14 protein-coding genes are annotated in these 19,781 nt (G+C 50.1%); 7 read left to right on the top strand and 7 right to left on the bottom strand.

The features are described 5' to 3' along the window. Positions 1-316 precede the first annotated feature (316 nt). A complete protein-coding gene (locus tag Q0X97_RS06780) occupies positions 317-1,591 on the bottom strand; it encodes a hypothetical protein (protein ID WP_302067225.1) in 1,275 nt (424 codons plus the stop codon). A 578-nt stretch (positions 1,592-2,169) separates the two neighbouring features. Next, positions 2,170-2,853 (bottom strand): hypothetical protein, encoded by a 684-nt coding sequence (locus tag Q0X97_RS06775; protein ID WP_302067226.1) that lies wholly within the window; start codon positions 2,851-2,853, stop codon positions 2,170-2,172. Between the two features lie 249 nt (positions 2,854-3,102). On the opposite strand from Q0X97_RS06775, the gene Q0X97_RS06770 reads away from it, so the two are divergent. The 3 genes from Q0X97_RS06770 to Q0X97_RS06760 all read left to right on the top strand — a co-directional run bounded on the left by Q0X97_RS06770 (position 3,103) and on the right by Q0X97_RS06760 (position 6,074). Continuing rightward, a complete protein-coding gene (locus Q0X97_RS06770) occupies positions 3,103-4,383 on the top strand; it encodes an NAD(P)/FAD-dependent oxidoreductase (protein ID WP_302067227.1) in 1,281 nt (426 codons plus the stop codon). Positions 4,384-4,538: 155 nt separating this feature from the next. Further along, positions 4,539-4,919 (top strand): MAPEG family protein, encoded by a 381-nt coding sequence (locus Q0X97_RS06765; RefSeq protein ID WP_302067228.1) that lies wholly within the window; start codon positions 4,539-4,541, stop codon positions 4,917-4,919. A 231-nt stretch (positions 4,920-5,150) separates the two neighbouring features. Then, the gene (locus Q0X97_RS06760) at positions 5,151-6,074 is read left to right on the top strand and encodes a BPSS1780 family membrane protein (RefSeq protein WP_302067229.1); all 924 of its coding nucleotides are present in this window, start codon (positions 5,151-5,153) and stop codon (positions 6,072-6,074) included. 95 nt (positions 6,075-6,169) lie between these two features. Here the strand turns inward: Q0X97_RS06760 and ppk1 are convergent, their stop codons facing one another. The 3 genes from ppk1 to Q0X97_RS06745 all read right to left on the bottom strand — a co-directional run bounded on the left by ppk1 (position 6,170) and on the right by Q0X97_RS06745 (position 10,121). Further along, complete coding sequence (ppk1, locus tag Q0X97_RS06755; RefSeq protein ID WP_302067230.1) at positions 6,170-8,227, bottom strand: polyphosphate kinase 1; 2,058 nt, start codon at positions 8,225-8,227, stop codon at positions 6,170-6,172. Between the two features lie 308 nt (positions 8,228-8,535). Further along, complete coding sequence (locus Q0X97_RS06750; protein ID WP_302067231.1) at positions 8,536-9,477, bottom strand: YheT family hydrolase; 942 nt, start codon at positions 9,475-9,477, stop codon at positions 8,536-8,538. Next, positions 9,474-10,121: a phosphatase PAP2 family protein gene (locus tag Q0X97_RS06745; protein WP_302067232.1), complete on the bottom strand. Its 648-nt coding sequence runs from the start codon at positions 10,119-10,121 to the stop codon at positions 9,474-9,476. Before Q0X97_RS06745 ends, Q0X97_RS06750 begins: the two co-directional genes overlap by 4 nt. A gap of 852 nt (positions 10,122-10,973) precedes the next feature. Here Q0X97_RS06745 and tkt point away from each other — a divergent pair. Beyond that, entirely contained in the window at positions 10,974-12,965 is a 1,992-nt protein-coding gene (tkt, locus tag Q0X97_RS06740; RefSeq protein ID WP_302067233.1) for a transketolase, read from the top strand. Between the two features lie 76 nt (positions 12,966-13,041). Here the strand turns inward: tkt and luxS are convergent, their stop codons facing one another. Both luxS and ppc read right to left on the bottom strand, forming a co-directional pair. Next, positions 13,042-13,548, bottom strand: coding sequence for an S-ribosylhomocysteine lyase (gene luxS / locus Q0X97_RS06735; protein WP_302067234.1), 507 nt, complete (start codon positions 13,546-13,548; stop codon positions 13,042-13,044). 120 nt (positions 13,549-13,668) lie between these two features. Next, positions 13,669-16,371 carry a phosphoenolpyruvate carboxylase gene (gene ppc, locus Q0X97_RS06730; protein ID WP_302067235.1) on the bottom strand — a complete coding sequence of 901 codons (2,703 nt, stop codon included), beginning with the start codon at positions 16,369-16,371 and terminating at the stop codon, positions 13,669-13,671. A gap of 279 nt (positions 16,372-16,650) precedes the next feature. On the opposite strand from ppc, the gene moaC reads away from it, so the two are divergent. The 3 genes from moaC to msrAB all read left to right on the top strand — a co-directional run bounded on the left by moaC (position 16,651) and on the right by msrAB (position 19,707). Then, the gene (moaC, locus tag Q0X97_RS06725) at positions 16,651-17,151 is read left to right on the top strand and encodes a cyclic pyranopterin monophosphate synthase MoaC (RefSeq protein ID WP_302067236.1); all 501 of its coding nucleotides are present in this window, start codon (positions 16,651-16,653) and stop codon (positions 17,149-17,151) included. A 21-nt stretch (positions 17,152-17,172) separates the two neighbouring features. Further along, positions 17,173-17,916, top strand: coding sequence for a HesA/MoeB/ThiF family protein (locus Q0X97_RS06720; RefSeq protein WP_302067237.1), 744 nt, complete (start codon positions 17,173-17,175; stop codon positions 17,914-17,916). A 213-nt stretch (positions 17,917-18,129) separates the two neighbouring features. Then, positions 18,130-19,707 (top strand): bifunctional peptide-methionine (S)-S-oxide reductase MsrA/peptide-methionine (R)-S-oxide reductase MsrB, encoded by a 1,578-nt coding sequence (msrAB, locus tag Q0X97_RS06715; protein WP_302067238.1) that lies wholly within the window; start codon positions 18,130-18,132, stop codon positions 19,705-19,707. Positions 19,708-19,781: the final 74 nt, after the last annotated feature.

Raw genomic sequence — 19,781 nt, 5'->3', positions numbered from 1 at the left:
GTTTTCTGTTAAATGGAATGTAGATAAAGAAATAATATCTTACAGAAATATTACTCTACACAACACCCCATGCTGATAAATTCAATTTAGATATTCTGCTACGCCAAACAACAGTAAAAAATAACTAAACTATAGCTGTAAATCTAATATACAAGATTGAAAGCTTAAGGCAATGATGCCACTAACTCTTTATTACTATCAAATTTTATAATTACCGCTTAGGCTTATTTAATTTTAATAAAACTAAAACAGAGGCCGTCTGAAGAACTTTTTTCAGACGGCCTCTTGGCTAACTAAGTGTATCAATAAACTTTAATTACTGGTTAGCTTTATCAGCTTTTTTTGCAGTTGCACCGATAACACCCTCCCAGCCACCTTTTTTATCCTCAAAAGATGCTCGGCCAGTCAGTACACTACCATCTTTACCATAAAACCCACCGTTGAAATTTCCATTAAACTTAGGCTTTTCTCCTTCATTATTATGAAAAAATAAATAGCCACCAACTGAACCATCTTCTCTTACACCAACACGATCATTACTGCGCACCGTTTTCATCTCACGCAAAGTCCATAAACCGCCAAAGTTATCATGAATATTCATACTCATCTTCTTTTCTCCAACATGATAAATGGCTGAAACGTCTGCTTCCTGTTGGCGTGAATCTGCATTATATTGATACAACATTTTACCGCTATATTTGATATCCCCCATACCAACAGGGCGTTGTTGCATGCTTTGATCTACATCTTGAAGATAAAAATAACTTAAAGAATTATAATTTTCTTTATTAATATCTTTCTTCTGCTCACTTACTCTAGCATAACCATAATAGCCGACTAAAGTACCAGCATTATCACGTAAAGTCTCCATTTTAGGAGTGCCTGCAAAACTATGCGGCTGCAATACAGACAATTCTACTTTTTTATTATTTTCGTTGAAAATCAGTTTAATCAAATCATAGACTGTTCCATTCTTATCATAAAGGCGTAAACGATCAAAAACATCCTTATCGACTAACCTTGGGACAGGAGGCTGTTGCGGCTTTTCCATTTTCGTCAGATCCGCTTGAAGGCTGTCTGGTTGTGGTTTTTCTACAGGCGGATTTACTTGTGGTTGTTCTGCTTTCGGCTCTTCCGTCTTTGGCTGCTCTGCGGGCGGATTTACTTGTGGTTGTTCCGCTTTCGGCTCTTCCGCCTTTGGCTGCTCTGCGGGCGGATTTACTTGTGGTTGTTCCGCTTTCGGCTCTTCTGCCTTTGGCTTCTCCACAGGCTGAGTTGCCTGTGGTTGCTTTTGTTCTTCCTTTTTAGGTTGCTCTGCAACTGGAGCAACTTTTGGCTGTTGCAGCTTTTCAGCTTTTGATTCTTCTGCCTTCGATTTCTCTACAGACAGATTGGCTTGTGATTGTTCCGGTTCTTTTTCTTCTTTCTTTTCTACTTCAGGAGCAGACGGTTTTTGTTGTTCTGCCTCGGGAGTAGGCCTGGAAGCCGGCATGGCTGAGGGTGCTTTTCCGCCACTGCTACCGCATGCGGATAAAGCAAACATGGTTAATAGAGTAAGTGTACTGTTTACCCATAATTCTTTTTTCATCATTATTCCTGTTTATTTATATTAAAAATTTATATCCAAACAACATGTATTGCAAAGTTTTGTAATTCTATTTCTCTGTTTGTTTCCGAGTCAAATATTTGTATCTGAAAGCACGTTATTCTTTCCGGTTTTAGACAACACTACCAACAATTACAGCTTTGGACGGCTTTTGTAACAACGCCAAATGCAATCGGAATTCGAAACATAATGTAGAAGAATTAAACACATGAGGAAAGGTAATACACAATTTAGAAACGCTTCTCTCGAAATAGCGGTTTAGTAAGAACTCAATCTATTCATTAATTATTCCGCAATTATTCCGCCGACCAAACTTATTTCTTTTTTATTTAAGAAAAGGCCGTCTGAAAAATCGTATCGGTTTTTCAAATCTAAGTGTCCATATCAAATACGCTGTGATATGAGCCACAATAAGGCCTCTCCAAATAAAAAGACTCAAATCCCATGCGACATGGAATTTTGAGTCTTACAAAGAAATTGCTTGGATTGCCGGCTCGAATTTTAGAACCCAATTTAAATCGGAAGCAGTTTTTTCTTTTGTTGTTACAGGGTATGTAATAACGTCAATGAACACTTTTTACAGTATATTCAATCTTATCTATCCTGCCGTTGGCATTGTTATTGACTACTAGAATTTTGGGGATAAACATCTGATAGCTGGGCAAATAATATCCCTGAAAATTTTGGACAATACGCAATGTCCCTTCTTCATTACTTAAAAGAGCATTGCAATTGGCCAATTGAATCTGCCCTTTTAGGTTTTTATGCAGTTTCGCTGCATTGTCTGCCGCTCCCAACTGACAATATTCGCGCCAAGCCAGCTGTCCGTTGGCATCAACCAACGTTGAACTGTTATAAATATTTTCACCATTGGTTGACCAGTAGGCAGGAGAAGGACGTAAATCAACATTTTCGGAACGAAAAGCATTGTTATCCATTTTCCAATCCAGCTCCCAATGATTCATTAAAATCAGGCTTTCTACTTTTGGTTTCCCTTTAGCCGTGCTGACTTTACGCAATAAATTTTTTGAAGTTAATGAGAACTTGTCGGTTTGCTCGTATGTTTGGGCATTCTGCGCATTGCTTTGCTCGGTAACGGAATAAACTATTTTACGGATACGGTGTTCGGGCTTACCAGCCTGATATGATGCAGCAGCCGCTGAAACCGACTGCTGATTCCCAACCTTGCTTGCACACGCTGTAAGCAAGAAAGGGAAGATAATTAACGGCACAAATATTTTACGCATTTTAATCATTCCTTACATGAATACCGTGGTTAGACAAGAGGCCGTCTGAAAGTTTCGGGCGGCTTGGCTTTATTTTGCTACACTCAAAATGATATCAACAAACGTATATATGAAAACTAACTACAAAAAATGTCGAAAATTGCAGTAAAATAATAAAAATCACACGATATAAGTTATTTTATAACTCAAAAAAACAAATCACTCCTGCATTTTTTTGTTACTTCATATTTCACATCAGAGACATTTATTATGCATTACGACATTATTATTGTAGGCGGCGGTGCCGGCGGCTTGGAATTGGCTTCCAAACTCGGACGTGCACTCGGACGTAAAAACGGCCCCGAAAAAATCTTGCTGATCGACCGTTCGGTATTCCATATTTGGAAACCTACCCTGCACGAAGTGGCTGCGGGCACACTGAATCCCCAGCAGGAAGGCTTATCGTACAGTATTTTAGGCCGCTCCAACCATTTCAGCTTTGTGTTGGGCGAATTGGTTAAATTTGATCCCGAAGCAAAAAAACTGACCTTGAAGGAAGTTTATCAGGCTGACGGCACTTTAATTATTCCCGAACGCCATATTACCTTCAACCGTTGCGTGCTTGCCGTCGGCAGCGGTTCCAACTTCTTCGGCACCCCCGGCAGCGAACACGCATATGTGCTTGAAAATGCCCAAGATGCGCAAAATTTCCACACTCATCTGCTGAATCTGTTTGCCAAAGCCGCCTATTCCGTCAATAAGCAGCTTAATGTAGTGATCGTCGGTGCCGGCGCTACCGGCGTAGAGCTTTCCGCCGAAATGATGGAAGCCTATCACGAAATCCAAAGCACCTCCGGTTCGGAACAGCGTTTCCGCATCAATCTTACTCTGATTGAAGCTGCTTCGCGTATTCTGGCGGGATTGCCCGAGAAAGTTTCATCGCAAGCACTCCAAGCCCTGCAACAAAAACAGATTAAGGTAATGACTTCCACCAAGGTCCTGCAAATTTACCCTGATAAAGTCGAAACCGACCAAGGGAATATTTCTGCCGATGTCGTGGTATGGGCCGCAGGCATTAAAGCGGCCAACAGGAACCGTGAATACGGGCTGCCGGTCAACCGCATCAACCAGTTTGAAGTCAATACCCAACTGCAAACGCCGTTTGAAGGCATTTATGCAATGGGAGACTGTGCAGCCTGCGAATGGGAAGACGGCAAATTCGTACCGGCCCGCGCCCAAGCGGCGCATCAGCAAGCTGATTTCTTATGCGATCTGCTGCTTGCCTACACCAAAAACCGTTCTTTTAGCAAAACATTCCTCTATAAAGATTCCGGTTCGCTGGTATCGCTCGGCAACAACCACGGCGTAGGCAATCTGATGGGCAGTTTATCGGGCGGCAGTTTCTTTATCGAAGGATTGATTGCCAAATACATGTATATGTCGCTGCATTTGATGCATCATAAAACCATACTCGGCTACGGTAAAACCATTCTGCTGGCTTTGGCACGGGCCATGCAGAAGCGGGTATCGGGTAGATTGAAATTGCATTAACCAACGCTTCCAAGCCTTATAGCCGCGAATCCGACCATACTGTTGCTTGCAATAATCATCGGGTTTCGCGGCTATAAGTGCTTTGGACATGCTATGATTTGGCCGCACATACTACATGAGTGCGTTCTGCATCAAACTGAAATACAGGAGGGTTTATGAACTATATCCACATCATCGCCTTACTGGCTTTATTGCAATACGGCTTCTTCGGCATCATGGTAGGGTATGCAAGAGGCAAATACGGCATTCATGCACCGGCCACATCGGGTAACGAACATTTCGAGCGCGCTTTCCGCATTCATGCCAATACGCTTGAGCAACTGGTTATTTTTCTACCCACGTTGTTTATTGCCGGAGCTTATTGGCCGAATGCCGTTATTGCACTGATCGGATTGGTTTACCTCTGCGGCCGCTTCATTTATTGGCGCGCTTATACTAAAAATCCGCAAACAAGAGCAATTGGTTTTCTATTAACAGCCGTTTCGAACATCATTCTGATTATTGCCGGATTAACAGGGGTATTCTTTAATTCCTAAAACAACCAGTATCTTGTACTACGCAACTACTCATATGAATAGTTAGAGGCCGTCTGAAAAACACGTGCAACACAGTTTCTGTGCAGCCGGATCTTTTCAGACGGCCTCTTCTTTTCCCACCCCCTCGCATTCCGTTCAAGCCTATTTTTCAGCGGCTTATCCGCATTCGATGACATTCATTAAATTTCCATTACAATATTTAACTTCGTATTTCAACTGCGGAACAAGCCCATGTCTTCCACCAGCACCAATCTGATTGCGACTCCAGAACCCGACGGCGTTTTCTTGTCGGAAGCTCTTGAAAGCTCGCCGCAACTGCTCGCCAAACCCAACCGTTTGAGTGCGCGCTGCGGCCTTTCATGGATGAAGCAGGCTTGGGAAATTTTTAAAATGATGCCTGACGTCTGGATGCTCTCCATTCTGATAATCGGCATGATTTTTATCGCGTTGGCGGTGCTGGCCATCTTACTGGCATCCGTTTCCCCGCTACTGGGCAACATCGCCAACATCGGTTTTAACTTCATATGGCTTTTCGTTATCGCAGGCTTTGCCCATACCGCCAATGCCCTTTTAAACGGCGACGAAGTAGGCATCGGCACGCTTTTTAACGGCATTTTCAGTCAATTAAAAAACATTTCGATACTTATCCTGATCCATTTGACCTTATTTGCGCTGGCGGCAGTTATAACCCTTGTGTTGATTCCGCAATTACCGGTACTTTATCCGGACTTGCCGCAAAGTTTGCAAGCCATCCATCCTCAAGCCACTTTCTTCAGCGCCTCGGTATTTTTGATACTGTTAGCCATGATGATGTGGTATGCCCCCGTTTTGATCGCTTTACACGACATCAAACCGTGGGCGGCCATGAAAATGAGCTTATATGCATGTTGGCGCAATATCCTGCCGCTTATCGTTTTTATTGTCTCCGCCTTTTTTGTTTTTCTCGGCATCGCGGTTATTGTGGGCACGGTTTCCGCCATTTCCGTTATGATGTTGAGTCTGCTCGGTGATATCGGCTCCATAACAGGAATATTGCTTATCCTTGTGATACATCTTGCTTTTTGTTTGATTTATATCCCTACCATGCTGTTAATCTATTACACCAGCTACCGTGATGTGTGGACCGACCTACCCCTCGAACAAACCGACATATAAATCAAATAAACTTATAATTCCACAACGGTATATCCATACGAAAGGCCGTCTGAAAATAAGGTTTTCAGACGGCCTCTGCCTACGGATTCAATTTATTAATGCCCGTATTCTTTCCATAAATCATTTTGCAGGCTTACCTCTGCCTCGCCTTCGGCAGGAACCGCGCGGATATAGCTGCCGTCAGGCTGCATCAACCACGCCTGCGTGTTGTCCTGTAAAGCCAAAGTCAGTCCTTCGCGGATAATGCGCGTTTTCAACTCGGGCAACTCTATCGGCGTACAGGTTTCGATGCGGCGGAAGAAATTGCGGCCCATCCAGTCGGCGCTGGAAATATAGGTATCTTCTTTGCCGTTGTTATAGAAATAATACACGCGCGAGTGTTCAAGCTGGCGGCCGATGATGGAACGCACCCGAATATTGTCCGACAATCCCGGCACTTGCGGGCGCAAAGCGCACATGCCGCGCACGATCAAATCGATTTGCACGCCGGCCGCACTGGCCGCATACAAGGCTTCGATAACGGTAGGTTCGAGCAAGGCATTCATCTTGGCCACAATCCGCGCAGGCTTGCCCGCTTTGGCATTCTTGGCTTCGCGTTCGATGCTGTCCATAACCATTTTATGCAGGGTAAACGGGCTTTGATACAGCTTGTTCAAACGAATGGGCTGGCCCAAGCCGGTGATTTCCATAAAGATGGTGTTAACATCGGCGGTAATCTTCTCATCGGCGGTAATCAAACCGAAGTCGGTATAAATCCGCGACGTACCTTGGTGGTAGTTTCCCGTACCCAAGTGCGCATAGCGTTTGAGCACTCCGTCTTCACGGCGCACCACCAAAGCCATCTTGGCGTGGATTTTATAGCCGAACACGCCGTAAACCACGTGCGCTCCGGCATCTTCAAGCTGTTGAGCCCAGTTGACGTTATTGGCTTCGTCAAAACGCGCCATCAATTCAACCACCACCGTAACCTGCTTGCCCGCATGCGTGGCTTTCAGCAAAGCCTTTACCAGCTCGGACGTACTGCCGGTGCGGTAAATCGTCATTTTCACCGCCACCACATCTGGATCCGCCGCAGCTTCGCGGATAAAGCGGACGACGGGTTCAAACGATTGGTAAGGGTGGTGCAGCAAAACCGGTGCTTTGGCGGCCGCATTGATTACCGATTCGTTTTTACTCAAATGCTTGGGCAAATCCGCGGTATAAGGCGGGAATTTCAAGTCGGGGCGGTCTACCATATCGGGCACGGCCATCAGCCGCACCAAATTTACCGGGCCTTTAACCTGATAGAGTTCGGACGGCTCCAATTTGAAATGGCTCAATAAAAATTCATAGATATGCGCGGGGCAGGTTTCCGCCACTTCCAAACGCACGCCGTCTCCGTATTCCCGATCCTGCAATTCGCTCTGAATCGCCGCCCGCAGGTTTTTCAAATCTTCTTCGTCCACCGTCAAATCACTGTCGCGGGTGAGGCGGAATTGATGGCAGCCTTTTACATCCATGCCCGGGAAAAGTTTGTAAACGTACTCGTGCAAAATCGACGACAAAAACACAAAGCCGTTATCGCCGTTGCAGACCTCTTTCGGCAGTTGCAGCACGCGCGGCAAAATACGCGGAGCCTGCACAATCGCCATGCCGGAAGCCCTGCCGAACGCATCGGTGCCGACCAACTCGACGGCGAAATTGAGCGACTTATTCAGCGGACGCGGGAAAGGGTGCGAAGGATCGAGACCGATCGGCGTAAGAATCGGCAGCAACTCGCGGGCGAAGTAGTCTTCAATCCATTCCCGTTGTGCGGGTGTCCAGTTGCGGCGGCGGTAAAAATGGATGCCTTCCTTGCCCAACGCCGGTTGCAACTCTTCATTGAACAAAGCGTACTGTTCGCGTATTAAAGCGCGTGCTTCGCGGGTGGCGGCGGCAATGGTTTCGGCCGGTGTGCGGCCGCTGTCGAGTATATGGTTGGGGCGTTGTTTCAATTCGCGTTTCAAATACGCCATGCGGACTTCAAAAAATTCGTCCAGATTCGACGAAACGATGCACAAGAAGCGCAACCGCTCCAACAGCGGCACGCGCGTATCCTGCGCCTGTACCAACACGCGGCGGTTGAAGGCTAAAAGGCTCAATTCCCGGCAAAGTAATCGATTTTGTTCAGGCATTCGAAGTCTCCCAAAAGACAATAGACGGTTGTTGCCTAACCGAACCTTTCATGTCAAAGCATCTCGGCTTTAATTTATTATGCGGTTCCGCTCACAGTTTCAGACGGCAACAAAATAACTTTATAACAAATCCATTCAAAAGTAATAAATTATAACGTTTTCCTGTGCTGCTTTGCGATAAAGCAAGTAAGAGGGAAGTAAAGGTTTTCAGACGGCATTTTTATAGCAGGCCGGAGACTTGGTTTGAGTCGGAAAACGATTGCGGAAACAACCGCCGTAAAGGTTATTTTGGCGGCGGCGGTAAATTTTCAGACGGCCTGTTCAAAATAAGCCAATACGGTTTGGGGCAGCCAATTCAGATGGCCTTTGCCGCTGCCGCTCACAAACCCGACATGCCCGCCATACGGCGGCTGCAGCAGCGTAACGTGTCGGGAAACTTCGGTATGGTCGGGCAACGCTTCCGAAGGCAGAAACGGGTCATTGACGGCGTTCAGCAATAAGGTAGGTATTCGGATTTCCGGCAGTAACGGCTTGCACGAAGCGCGGCGGTAATAATCGTACCGGTCGGCAAAGCCGTGCAACGGAGCGGTAAAAAAATCGTCGAAATCCCCCAATGTTTTGCACTGCTGCAATTTATCGGTATGAAAACCGTTGGCGCGGGCTTTCGGCAAGAGGGAGCCGAGAAAATAACGGGTGTAGAGCAAACGGGTGAGGCCGCTGTCGAAACGGGTGCCGGCGGCGGCCAAATCTACGGGGGCGGACACCACCGCAGCGGCTTTCGGTATGGCACGGCCGCCCTGCTCGCCCAGATATTTCGCCAGCACGTTACCGCCGAGCGACACACCGACGGTGTAAATATGCGGGTAACGCGCCGCCAAAGTATCGAGCATAAACTTGATTTCGGCCGTGTCGCCGGAATGGTAAAACACCGGCGCGGTATTAGGCACGCCGCCGCAACTGCGGAAATGCGCCACCACACCGTTCCATCCTTTTTCCAATACCGCCCGCATCAAGGCGACGGCGTAATGGCTGCGGCTGCTGCCCTCCAAGCCGTGGAACAACACAACCAACGGAGCATCGGCACGGGGGCTGTCGATAAAATCATAAGCCACCAACGTTTGGCCGGTGCTGTCGGGCAACAGTTCGCGGCGGTAGGCGGGCGGCGGAGACTGCAACGTTTTGGCATATAAAGTTTCAAGATTGCCGCTGCGCAGCCAGAGGGGAGTATGAAGCGGAGGCAGGTTTGTCATTTAGATTCGGGCAGCTTACGGAATAAAACAAGATGCAGGCCGAGCACGGTGCTGACACCAGTAATCCAGCCCACCAATACATCGGTAGGATAGTGTACACCTAAAACGATGCGCGAAAAGCCCATCAACAGCGTAAACGCAACCGCCGCGGCGATAATGTATTTCCGATAAGGCGAATACCAATATACCAATACGATCAAAGTAGCGATGGCAGCGGCAAACGTGCTGTGCCCGCTGGGAAAAGAAGCATTGGTTTCTTCGACGATACGCGGCCAGAATTCGGGGCGCGGGCGGTTGAAAAACTGTTTGGCGGTAAACATAACCGCAGTAGACAAAGCCGCTCCCAACAGCACGAACAAAGCATAACCGCGCCGCCTCCGCAAATAAAGCCACAGCGCAAACAATACGGTAATCGGCGTGGCAACGGCACTTTTACCGAGATGGTGCAACGCAACGGCAACGGGCGCAAAAGCCGCACCCGCATGCTCGTGCACCCACATCATCAGCGGCTGTTCGAAAACGAAATGCTGTTGGGCTCTGATGTCGTCGGCGATAAAACCGGCAATAACCAAAGGAATAACGATGCCCAGAAAGAGGACAAGCAACAAAGGGAAAGGCGGAATATAAGCGCGTAAAGGCAGCATGCGGATACCGTTCAAAATTTATTGACACGGCATTATAGTGAATCGCCCCCGCTTTTCTACAAAAGACAGCAAAAAAACCGCATTTTCCCGCAACCCGCCTGCTTTCAACCGGTTTTACCGGCGTTTGCTGCCGCAACAAAACCGCTTCCGCGCCGCTTGCACGACACTCCGGCCGATCACTGTTCAAGAACCGCTTCAACATTTAAGATTTGTAAAAGCATTCAATTCCATTTTCATTTAGTTATTGATAATAATTGTATTTTTCCCATTGGAAATTTGAGTAAAAAGTAAAGATATGTATAGACTTTATTGATATGATGTAGTCGTAGTATTCCATAATAAACAATAAGCCGTTTCAAACGGATAATCGAAAACCGATACGAACCGACACTCAGACCAAGTAATTTGCAGCCAAAGCAACATTATCGCCGTATTTAACGGTTATTTCGTAGCAAGCGGCATTTACCATCATACGGAGGTCGTTATGTCTATGTTCTTTTTAAACATCATTATCCTGATTAGCTGCATATCCGTGCTCACTTTGGGAGCTTTATGGCTTTCGGGGCAGGATTTCTAAACCGGCCGCAGCCATCCGCTCTAAAGAGGCCGTCTGAAAATGTTTTCAGACGGCCTCTCTCTGATTGAGCCTCCGATATCCGACAACGAAAGCCCTTTGAAACCTTTGCCGAAACACCGGCCGCAATCCGTTCAAACCCAAGTCGTTTCAAACGGCTTTTTTCTTTTCAGACGGCCTCAATCCATGCAAGAGGCCGTCTGAAACCGCCTTGAAACCACGGTCGAATCAGGCGATAATCAAAACCGTTTCCACCACCAACCAGCAAAGGTATCCAAATGGCTTCTCAACTGGCAAACGCCATCCGTTTTCTTTCCGTCGACGCAGTTCAAAAAGCCAATTCCGGCCACCCCGGTGCGCCGATGGGCATGGCTGAAATGGCCGAAGTGCTGTGGACGAAATTTTTAAACCACAACCCCGCCAACCCCAAATTCTACAACCGCGACCGTTTCGTCCTTTCCAACGGCCACGCATCCATGATTCTTTACAGCCTGCTGCACCTTACCGGCTACAACGTATCCATTGAAGACCTGAAAAACTTCCGCCAACTGCACAGCAAAACCCCCGGCCACCCCGAATACGGCTACACCGACGGCGTGGAAACCACCACCGGCCCGTTGGGGCAAGGCATTGCCAACGCAGTCGGCATGGCGCTGGCCGAAAAAATCCTCGCCGCCGAATTCAATAAAGACGGCCTTGATATCGTCGACCACCACACCTACGTATTCATGGGCGACGGCTGCCTGATGGAAGGCGTGTCGCACGAAGCCTGCTCGCTGGCCGGCACTTTGGGCTTGGGCAAACTGATCGTGCTCTACGACGACAACAATATTTCCATCGACGGCAAAGTCGACGGCTGGTTTACCGAAAACATTCCGCAACGCTTCGAAAGCTACGGCTGGCATGTGGTGCCGAACGTAAACGGCCACGACACCGCCGCCATTCAGACGGCCATCGAAGCGGCCAAAGCCGAAACCGGCAAACCCTCCATCATCTGCTGCAAAACCCTGATCGGCAAAGGCGCGGCCACCAAAGAAGGCAGCCACAAAACCCACGGCGCACCGTTGGGGGCCGAAGAAATCGAAGCCACCCGCAAACATTTGGGCTGGAACCACGGCCCGTTTGAAATCCCGCAAGACGTTTACACCGCATGGAGCGCCAAAGAAAAAGGCGCGAAACTCGAAGCCGAATGGAACGAAAAATTCGCCCGTTATCAAGAAAAATTCCCCGCCGAAGCTGCCGAATTCGTGCGCCGCATGAACGGCACTCTGCCGGAGAACTTCGATGCCTATGTTCAGACGGCCTTAAAAGAAGTGTGCAGTAAAGCCGAAAAAATCGCCACCCGCAAGGCCAGCCAAAACAGCATTGAAATCCTCGCCAAAGTCTTACCCGAATTTGTCGGCGGTTCCGCCGACCTCACCCCGTCGAACCTTACCGATTGGTCGGCAAGCAAAGCCGTAACCAGCGAAAACGGCGGCAACTATATCCACTACGGCGTGCGCGAATTCGGCATGGCCGCCATCATGAACGGCATGACCCTGCACGGCGGCGTGAAACCCTTCGGCGCCACCTTCCTGATGTTCAGCGAATACGCCCGCAACGCCCTGCGCATGGCCTCGCTGATGAAAATCAACCCGATTTTCGTGTTTACCCACGACTCCATCGGCCTCGGCGAAGACGGCCCCACCCACCAACCCGTCGAGCAAACTGCCACCCTACGCCTGATTCCCAACATGGCCGTATGGCGTCCGTGCGACACCGCCGAATCACTGGTGGCATGGGCTGAAGCCACCAAAGCGGCCGACCATCCGAGCTGTCTGATTTTCAGCCGCCAAAACCTGCCGTTTATCCCACGCAACCAAGCCCAGTTGGATAACATCAAACGCGGCGGCTATGTCATCAGCGAAGTCGAAAACGGCCAAGCCCAAGCCGTGGTGATTGCCACCGGTTCCGAAGTCGAGTTGGCTCTGAACGCACAAAAAGCATTGGCCGAACAAGGCATTGCCGTAAACGTTGTTTCCATGCCTTCCACCAACGTATTCGACCGGCAAGATGCCGCCTACCGCAACAGCGTACTGCCGCAAAACCTGCCGCGCATCGCCGTGGAAGCAGGCGTTACCGACGGCTGGTACAAATACGTCGGCCTGAACGGTGCCGTAGTCGGCCTCGACCGCTTCGGCGAATCGGCTCCGGCGGAACTGCTGTTTAAAGAATTCGGCTTTACCGTTGATAATGTGGTAAACACCGTAAAAGCCGTGCTGAAAGGTTAAGCATAGGCTAGTTGTGAAAGAGGCCGTCTGAAAACACTTTTCAGACGGCCTCTTTTAGTACCATTCAAACAGCTTCTTACTCTTTCAACAAACTTTCGTCCAGCGTCAAATCTTCGTTTTTGTTTACGCTGATTTTGCGGTCCAGCACGTTTTGGGCGATGCCTTGCGCTTCAATCAGCGAGTGCATTTGGTAAGTGCCGCATTGGTATTCGTTCAGTTCGGGAATCTGGTTCTGGTCTTTTACGTTCAACACATCCCGCATCGAAGCCAGCCATGCGTCGGCGACTTTTTGCTCGTCGGGGGTTCCGATCAGGCTCATGTAGAAACCGGTGCGGCAGCCCATCGGGGAAATGTCGATGATTTCCACATCGGCTCCGTTCAGATGTTCGCGCATAAAGCCGGCAAAAAGGTGCTCCAACGTGTGAATGCCTTTTTCGGACAAGATTTCCTGATTCGGCACGCAGAAGCGCAGATCGTAAACGGTAATGTTGTCGCCTTTCGGTGTTTGCATGGTTTTGGCAATACGCACGGCGGGGGCGTGCATACGGGTGTGGTCAACTTTGAAACTGTCGAGCAGGGGCATGGCGGTTTCCTTTTAATCTTACGGGTTCGGGCATGTATGATAGCATTTTTTGATTGCAGAGGCCGTCTGAAAACAAACCGTATTCCTGTTTTCAGACGGCCTCTGTCGAATGTTTCCGCATCAGCCGGTATTGCGCAAACCCTGTGCGACTCCGTTGATGGTGAGATGTACCATTTGCAGCAGATAGGGGTTTTCGGGGTCTTTGCGCAGCCGTTTGAGCAGGGCCACCTGCAAGCCGTTGAGGGCGTTCAGATACGGCATCCGCAAGGCCAGCGAGCGGGCCAAACTGCGGTTGTCGCTGAGCAGTTCGCCAGTTTGCAGAATATCCAGCAGGGCTTTGTGGCTTCTGAGGTATTCTTCTTTGATCATACCGAAAATTTCGGCGGCGCGTTGCGGCGACTCGCTCAAACCGGCGTAGTTTTCCGCCAGCGTCAAGTCGGTTTTCGCCATCACTTGCTCCATATTCGACAACATGGCTTGGAAGAAGGGGTTGTCTTGTGCGTGCCGCTGCATGTCTTTCAGACGGCCTGCATCTTGCCGGCACAACTCTTCCACCGCGCTGCCGAAGCCGTACCACGCGGGCAGCATCAGGCGGTTTTGCGTCCATGAGAATACCCACGGAATCGCACGCAGGTCTTGAATGCGCGCCAGTGTTTTGCGGCTGGCGGGGCGGCTGCCGAGGTTGAGGGTGGCGATTTCGCGGATCGGGCTGGTTTGCAGGAAATAGTCGATGAAGCCGTCGCAGGTAATCAGGGCGCGGTAGTGCTTGAATGCGCTGTCGGACAATGCCTGCATCAGGTTGCCGTCGGGGTCTTTCTGGTTCGGCAGCAAGCTGGCTTCGAGCGTGGCGGCAACCAGTGTTTCGAGGTTGCGGTGGGCGTTGTTGAAGTCGGCGTATTTGGCACTGATCACTTCGCCCTGCTCGGTAATGCGTATCTGCCCCGCTACGCTGCCCTGCGGCTGTGCCAACACTGCTTGGTAGGAAGGGCCGCCGCCGCGTCCGACGCTGCCGCCGCGCCCGTGAAACAGCCGCATTCTGATGCCGTAGCGGGCGAAAAGCGCCACCAAGCCTTGTTCCGCCTGATACAGCCCCCACGAGCTGCTCACATAGCCGCCGTCTTTATTGCTGTCGGAATAGCCGAGCATGATTTCCTGAATATTGTCGCGGCCGACAAGCAAATCGCGATACCACGGCAGGTTGAACATGGTTTCCATCACGGCACAGGAGTTTTCGAGCGCTTCTATGGTTTCAAACAGCGGCACGATATTGACGCGGCTCACAGGCTTGCCGTTTTCCAACACCAGCAAGCCGCTCTCTTTCAGCAACAAGGCCAGCGCCAGCAGATCGCTGGGGGCTTCGGCATTGGAGATAATGCTTTGGTTGATGGCTTTTTCGCCGAACTCGTCTTTGATTTTGCGTGCTTCATGGAAAATCGCCAGCTCGTGCCGCGTGTGTTCGCTGTATACGGTGTAGGGATTGTAAAGCGGGCGTTGGTTTTGCAGTTCGCGCAATAAAACGGCTTGTTTTTCCTGCTCCGGCAAAGCCTCGTAATCTTCCAATCCGGCATGCCGGAACAATTCGGCCACCACTTCGGCGTGTTTGCCGCCATGCTGACGCAAATCGAGCGGCATCATGAAGAAACCGAACACCGAAGCGGTGCGGATAATGTCGGCCAAGCGCGCTCCGGCCAGCAACTCGCTGCCATTGTCGCTTAAAGATTGCTGCAATGTTTTCAAATCGGCAATAAAACTTTCGGCATCGGGATACGGCTCCAGCGTGCCGAAACGGCACCCCAAAGTCAGGCCGAGTTTGTGTGCTTTGCCGATTAAGCGCGCCATGATGTAGGCAATGGCGCGGCGGTACGGCTCTTCTTCGTGGGCGATGGCGGTATCGGGGGATTGGGCGGACAATGCCGTTACGCCCTCATTCACCCGCACCCTGCGCACCGACAGCGGCAGGTCCTGATACAGCTCGCTCAATTGGCGGCGGTAATAGTGGAATACGGTATCGGCATGACGGGTAAACGCATGGCGCAAGGTGTCGGCGGAAACAAACGGATTGCCGTCGCGGTCGCCGCCTATCCAGCCGCCGATTTGCAACAAATCGGGAATGCGGATATCGGACCACACGGTTTGAAAGGTTTTTTCCATCGAACGGTAGAGTTTGGGCAGCGCATAGAAAAAACTCAGCGGAAAAATCGACACGCCGTTGTTGATTTCATCTTTTACCGTGATCTTGAAATGGCGGGTTTCGCTGGTTTGCCACAAAGCCAAAAGCGACGTGTCGATTTCGCGTTGCAGCTCTTCCAAAGCCTCCGCGCTGCGGCAGAACTCGCGTTGCGGCAGCAGCATGCGGATGCGGCGGTGGAAATTCAAAGTGGCCTGACGCTGCACTTCGGTGGGATGCGCGGTCAATACCGCGGCGATATGCGTTTGGTCCAATTGTTTTTGCAGGGTATCGGCATCGATGTGGTGTTTGCGCAGCTTGCGCACGGTTTCCACCAAACTGCCTTCCGCCGCACTCGTTCCCGCGCTTTCATGCGCCAAACGGCGGCGTTCGTGGTGCACATCCTCGGCAATATTCAAAATCTGGGCGAACATGCCGCAGGCAATAATCAGGTTTTGAGTTTGCTTTTCGTCCAATTGCGGCAATATTTTTTCGATGACCGCACTGCTGTCTTCCGCGTCGGACAACGCTTTTACCGTGTTTAACACCGCATCGGTCGTTTCATTTTGCAACAATTTGAACAACGCCTGTTTCAGAAACGCTGCATCGGCGGCCAACGCCGCATCTTTCGGATTATTGAGGATGTGAAGCTGCATATCTGTTTCTTTCTTAATCAAATGGTAAGGCCGAACGAAATTATTCTATAACAAGGTATTCAATCACACTAGAATTGTCAGCAATGTAGTTTTTTGTAATTTGATTTAAATCTGAAAAAACATTGGAGGCCGTCTGAAAAAGCGTTTGTTTCTGCATAAAAAATGCCGCATAAATCGCCGATTCCGTAGGCGGCGGGCCGAAAATGACTTAAAATATCACCCAATTTGCCGCCGGTATTTTCAGACGGCCTTTCAATCAAAACACATTCAGGAAACATCATGATCGACTTAACCCATTTCAACGAAAACAACGAAGCCCACATGGTAGACATTGCCGCCAAAATGCCCACCCAACGCATCGCCCGTGCCAGCGGCTATATCAACATGAGCCACGACACCATCAAACTGGTTATCGAAGGTTCCGCACAAAAAGGCGATGTGCTCGGCATTGCCCGCATTGCTGCCATCCAAGCCACCAAACAAACCGGCTTTCTGATTCCCCTGTGCCACCCGATTTCACTCACCCACGTTCGCGTAGACTTTGAAATCGATATCGATCTGGCGCGCGTAAAAGCCACCGTAACCGCCAGCACCGAAGGCAAAACCGGCGTGGAAATGGAAGCCCTTACCGGTGTCAACATCGCCCTGCTCACCATCTACGACATGCTCAAAGCCGTCGATAAAGCCATGGTGATCACCCAAATCCACCTTGAAGAAAAAACCGGCGGCAAGAGCGGCCCGTTTGTTTTCGACAACAGCCTCGAAAACCTCAGCTACTAAAACCAAAATCAACACTCCCCCATGGACGACCGCGACCTCCTGCGTTACAGCCGACACATTCTGCTCGACGAAATCGGCATAGAAGGCCAGCAAAAGCTGCTTAATGCCCGCGCGTTGATTGTCGGCTGCGGCGGATTAGGCGCGGCCGCCCTGCCCTATCTGGCCGCTGCGGGAGTAGGCAGTTTGACCATTGCCGACGACGACACCATAGACGACACCAACCTGCAACGCCAAATCGTCTTCACCGAAGCCGACATCGGCAAAAGCAAAGCCGAAGTGATGAAAGGCCGTCTGAACACTCTCAACAGCCGCGTTCGCATCATCGCTTTAAACGAACGCTTAACCGAAGCCCGTTTAACCGACTTGATGCGGGAGGCCGACATCGTGCTCGACTGCTGCGACAATTTTGCCACACGGCTGGCCGTCAACCGCGCTTCCGTTGTCACCCGCACCCCGTTGGTTTCCGGAGCCGCCGTGCGTTTTGAAGGCCAAATTGCCGTTTACCGCCCCGATCTGCCCGACGCACCCTGTTATGCCTGCCTGTTCGACGGCGACCACGCCAAAGACGGGGCATGCGCGGTGTTCGGCGTATTTTCGCCTCTGGTCGGCATCATCGGCACCACACAAGCCGCCGAAGCCCTAAAAATCCTTATCGGCGCCAGCCGTGAGGCGCACGGCGAACTTTTGGTTTACGATGCGCTAAATAACGAATGGCAGCGTTTTCCTTTTGAAAAAAATCCGCAATGCCGCGTATGCCGGATTTGATAAAAAGAACTTTCACACTTAAGAGGCCGTCTGAAAAGCAGTATTTCAGACGGCCTTGATTTTTGTCTTTCCCCGCAAGGCCGTCTGAAAACGCACCCCATACCACCCAAACTTTTCCTAAAAAATGTTAACCATTTACTTTACAAGCCTTAATGTAAGGATTTACCGCACGAACCGTCTGCTGTATAGAATTCCCATAGATAGGAGAGCACCATGAATTCCCCCAAACGCTCCGGTTGGAAGGTGTTTACCATCGTTGCAGCACTGGCCGCCGCTACGGCCACACTGCTGCCGCAAACACAATCCGCAGCCGCTGCGCCCGTGCCGCAAGTATTACAAAAGCTGCACGATACCCACGGCAAACCTGCCGGAAACTATCTAAAAAAAGACAAACCCACACTAATTAAATTTTGGGCAAGCTGGTGTCCGCTGTGTCTGTCCGAGCTGGGGCACACCGAGGCATGGGTAAAAGACAGCCGTTTTAAGACGGCCAATCTGATTACCGTGGCCTCTCCGGGCTTTCTCGGCGAGAAAAAACCGGGCGAATTCCAGCAATGGTATGCCGGCCTGAACTATCCCAACCTGCCGGTGATTGCGGATGAAGGTGGTACAATCGCCAAAAGCCTGAATATCAGCGTTTACCCTTCATGGGCGGTGCTCAACAAAAAAGGCGAAGTCGCCCGCATCGTTAAAGGCAGCATCAACGAAGCGCAGGCATTGGCATTGATAGACAACCCCGATGCCGACATAGGCCGTCTGAAAACCCAGTTTTACAAACCGAGCGACAAGAAAAAGGAATCTGCTGTGATAAACACCAAAACCATTTATCTGGCCGGAGGCTGCTTCTGGGGCTTGGAAGCCTACTTCCAACGTATTCCCGGCGTTGTGGATGCCGTATCCGGATACGCCAACGGCAAAACCGACCGTCCGTCTTATGAAGACGTGGTCTACCGCGATACCGGCCATGCCGAAACCGTAAAAGTAACCTACGATGCCGACAAGCTCAGCCTCGACGATATCCTGCAATACTATTTCCGCGTAATCGACCCCACCAGCCTCAACAAACAAGGCAACGACCGCGGTACTCAATACCGTACCGGCGTTTACTACACCAATCCTGCCGAAAAAGCCGTTGTAGAAGCCGCCTTGAAAAAAGAGCAAACCAAATACAAACTGCCGCTGGTGGTAGAAAACCTGCCTCTGAAACATTTCTATGAAGCAGAGGAATACCATCAGGATTACCTGATCAAAAACCCCAACGGCTACTGCCACATCGACATCCGCAAGGCCGACGAACCGCTGCCCGGCAAGAGCGCACCGAAAACCGAAAAAGGTTTTAATGCCGCCACTTACCGCAAACCGAGCGATGCCGAACTGAGACGCAGATTGACTGACGAGCAATACCGTGTTACCCAAAAAAGCGGCACCGAGTATGCCTTCAGCCACGAATACGACCATCTGTTCGACCCGGGTATCTATGTGGATGTCGTTAGCGGCGAGCCCCTGTTCAGCTCTGCCGACAAATACAACTCCCACTGCGGCTGGCCGAGCTTTACCCGCCCGATTGAACAAGCAGCCGTTACCGAACACGACGATTTCAGCTACAACATGCGCCGCATCGAAGTGCGCAGCCGTGCCGCCGATTCACACTTAGGCCACGTGTTCCCCGACGGCCCGAAAGACAAAGGCGGTTTGCGCTACTGCATCAACGGTGCCAGCCTGCGTTTCATTCCGTTGGATAAAATGGATGCCGAAGGCTACGGCCATCTGAAATCAAGCGTTACCCGTTAATACGCTTTACAAACCAAGCAGCAAAACAGGCCGTCTGAAACACTTTTCAGACGGCCTGCTCTTTATCCAACAAA

Source organism: Neisseria sp. MVDL19-042950, from assembly GCF_030504625.1.
Classification (GTDB): domain Bacteria; phylum Pseudomonadota; class Gammaproteobacteria; order Burkholderiales; family Neisseriaceae; genus Neisseria.
Note: the sequence above shows the minus strand (reverse complement) of the source record. Positions and strands in the feature narration are given on the sequence as shown.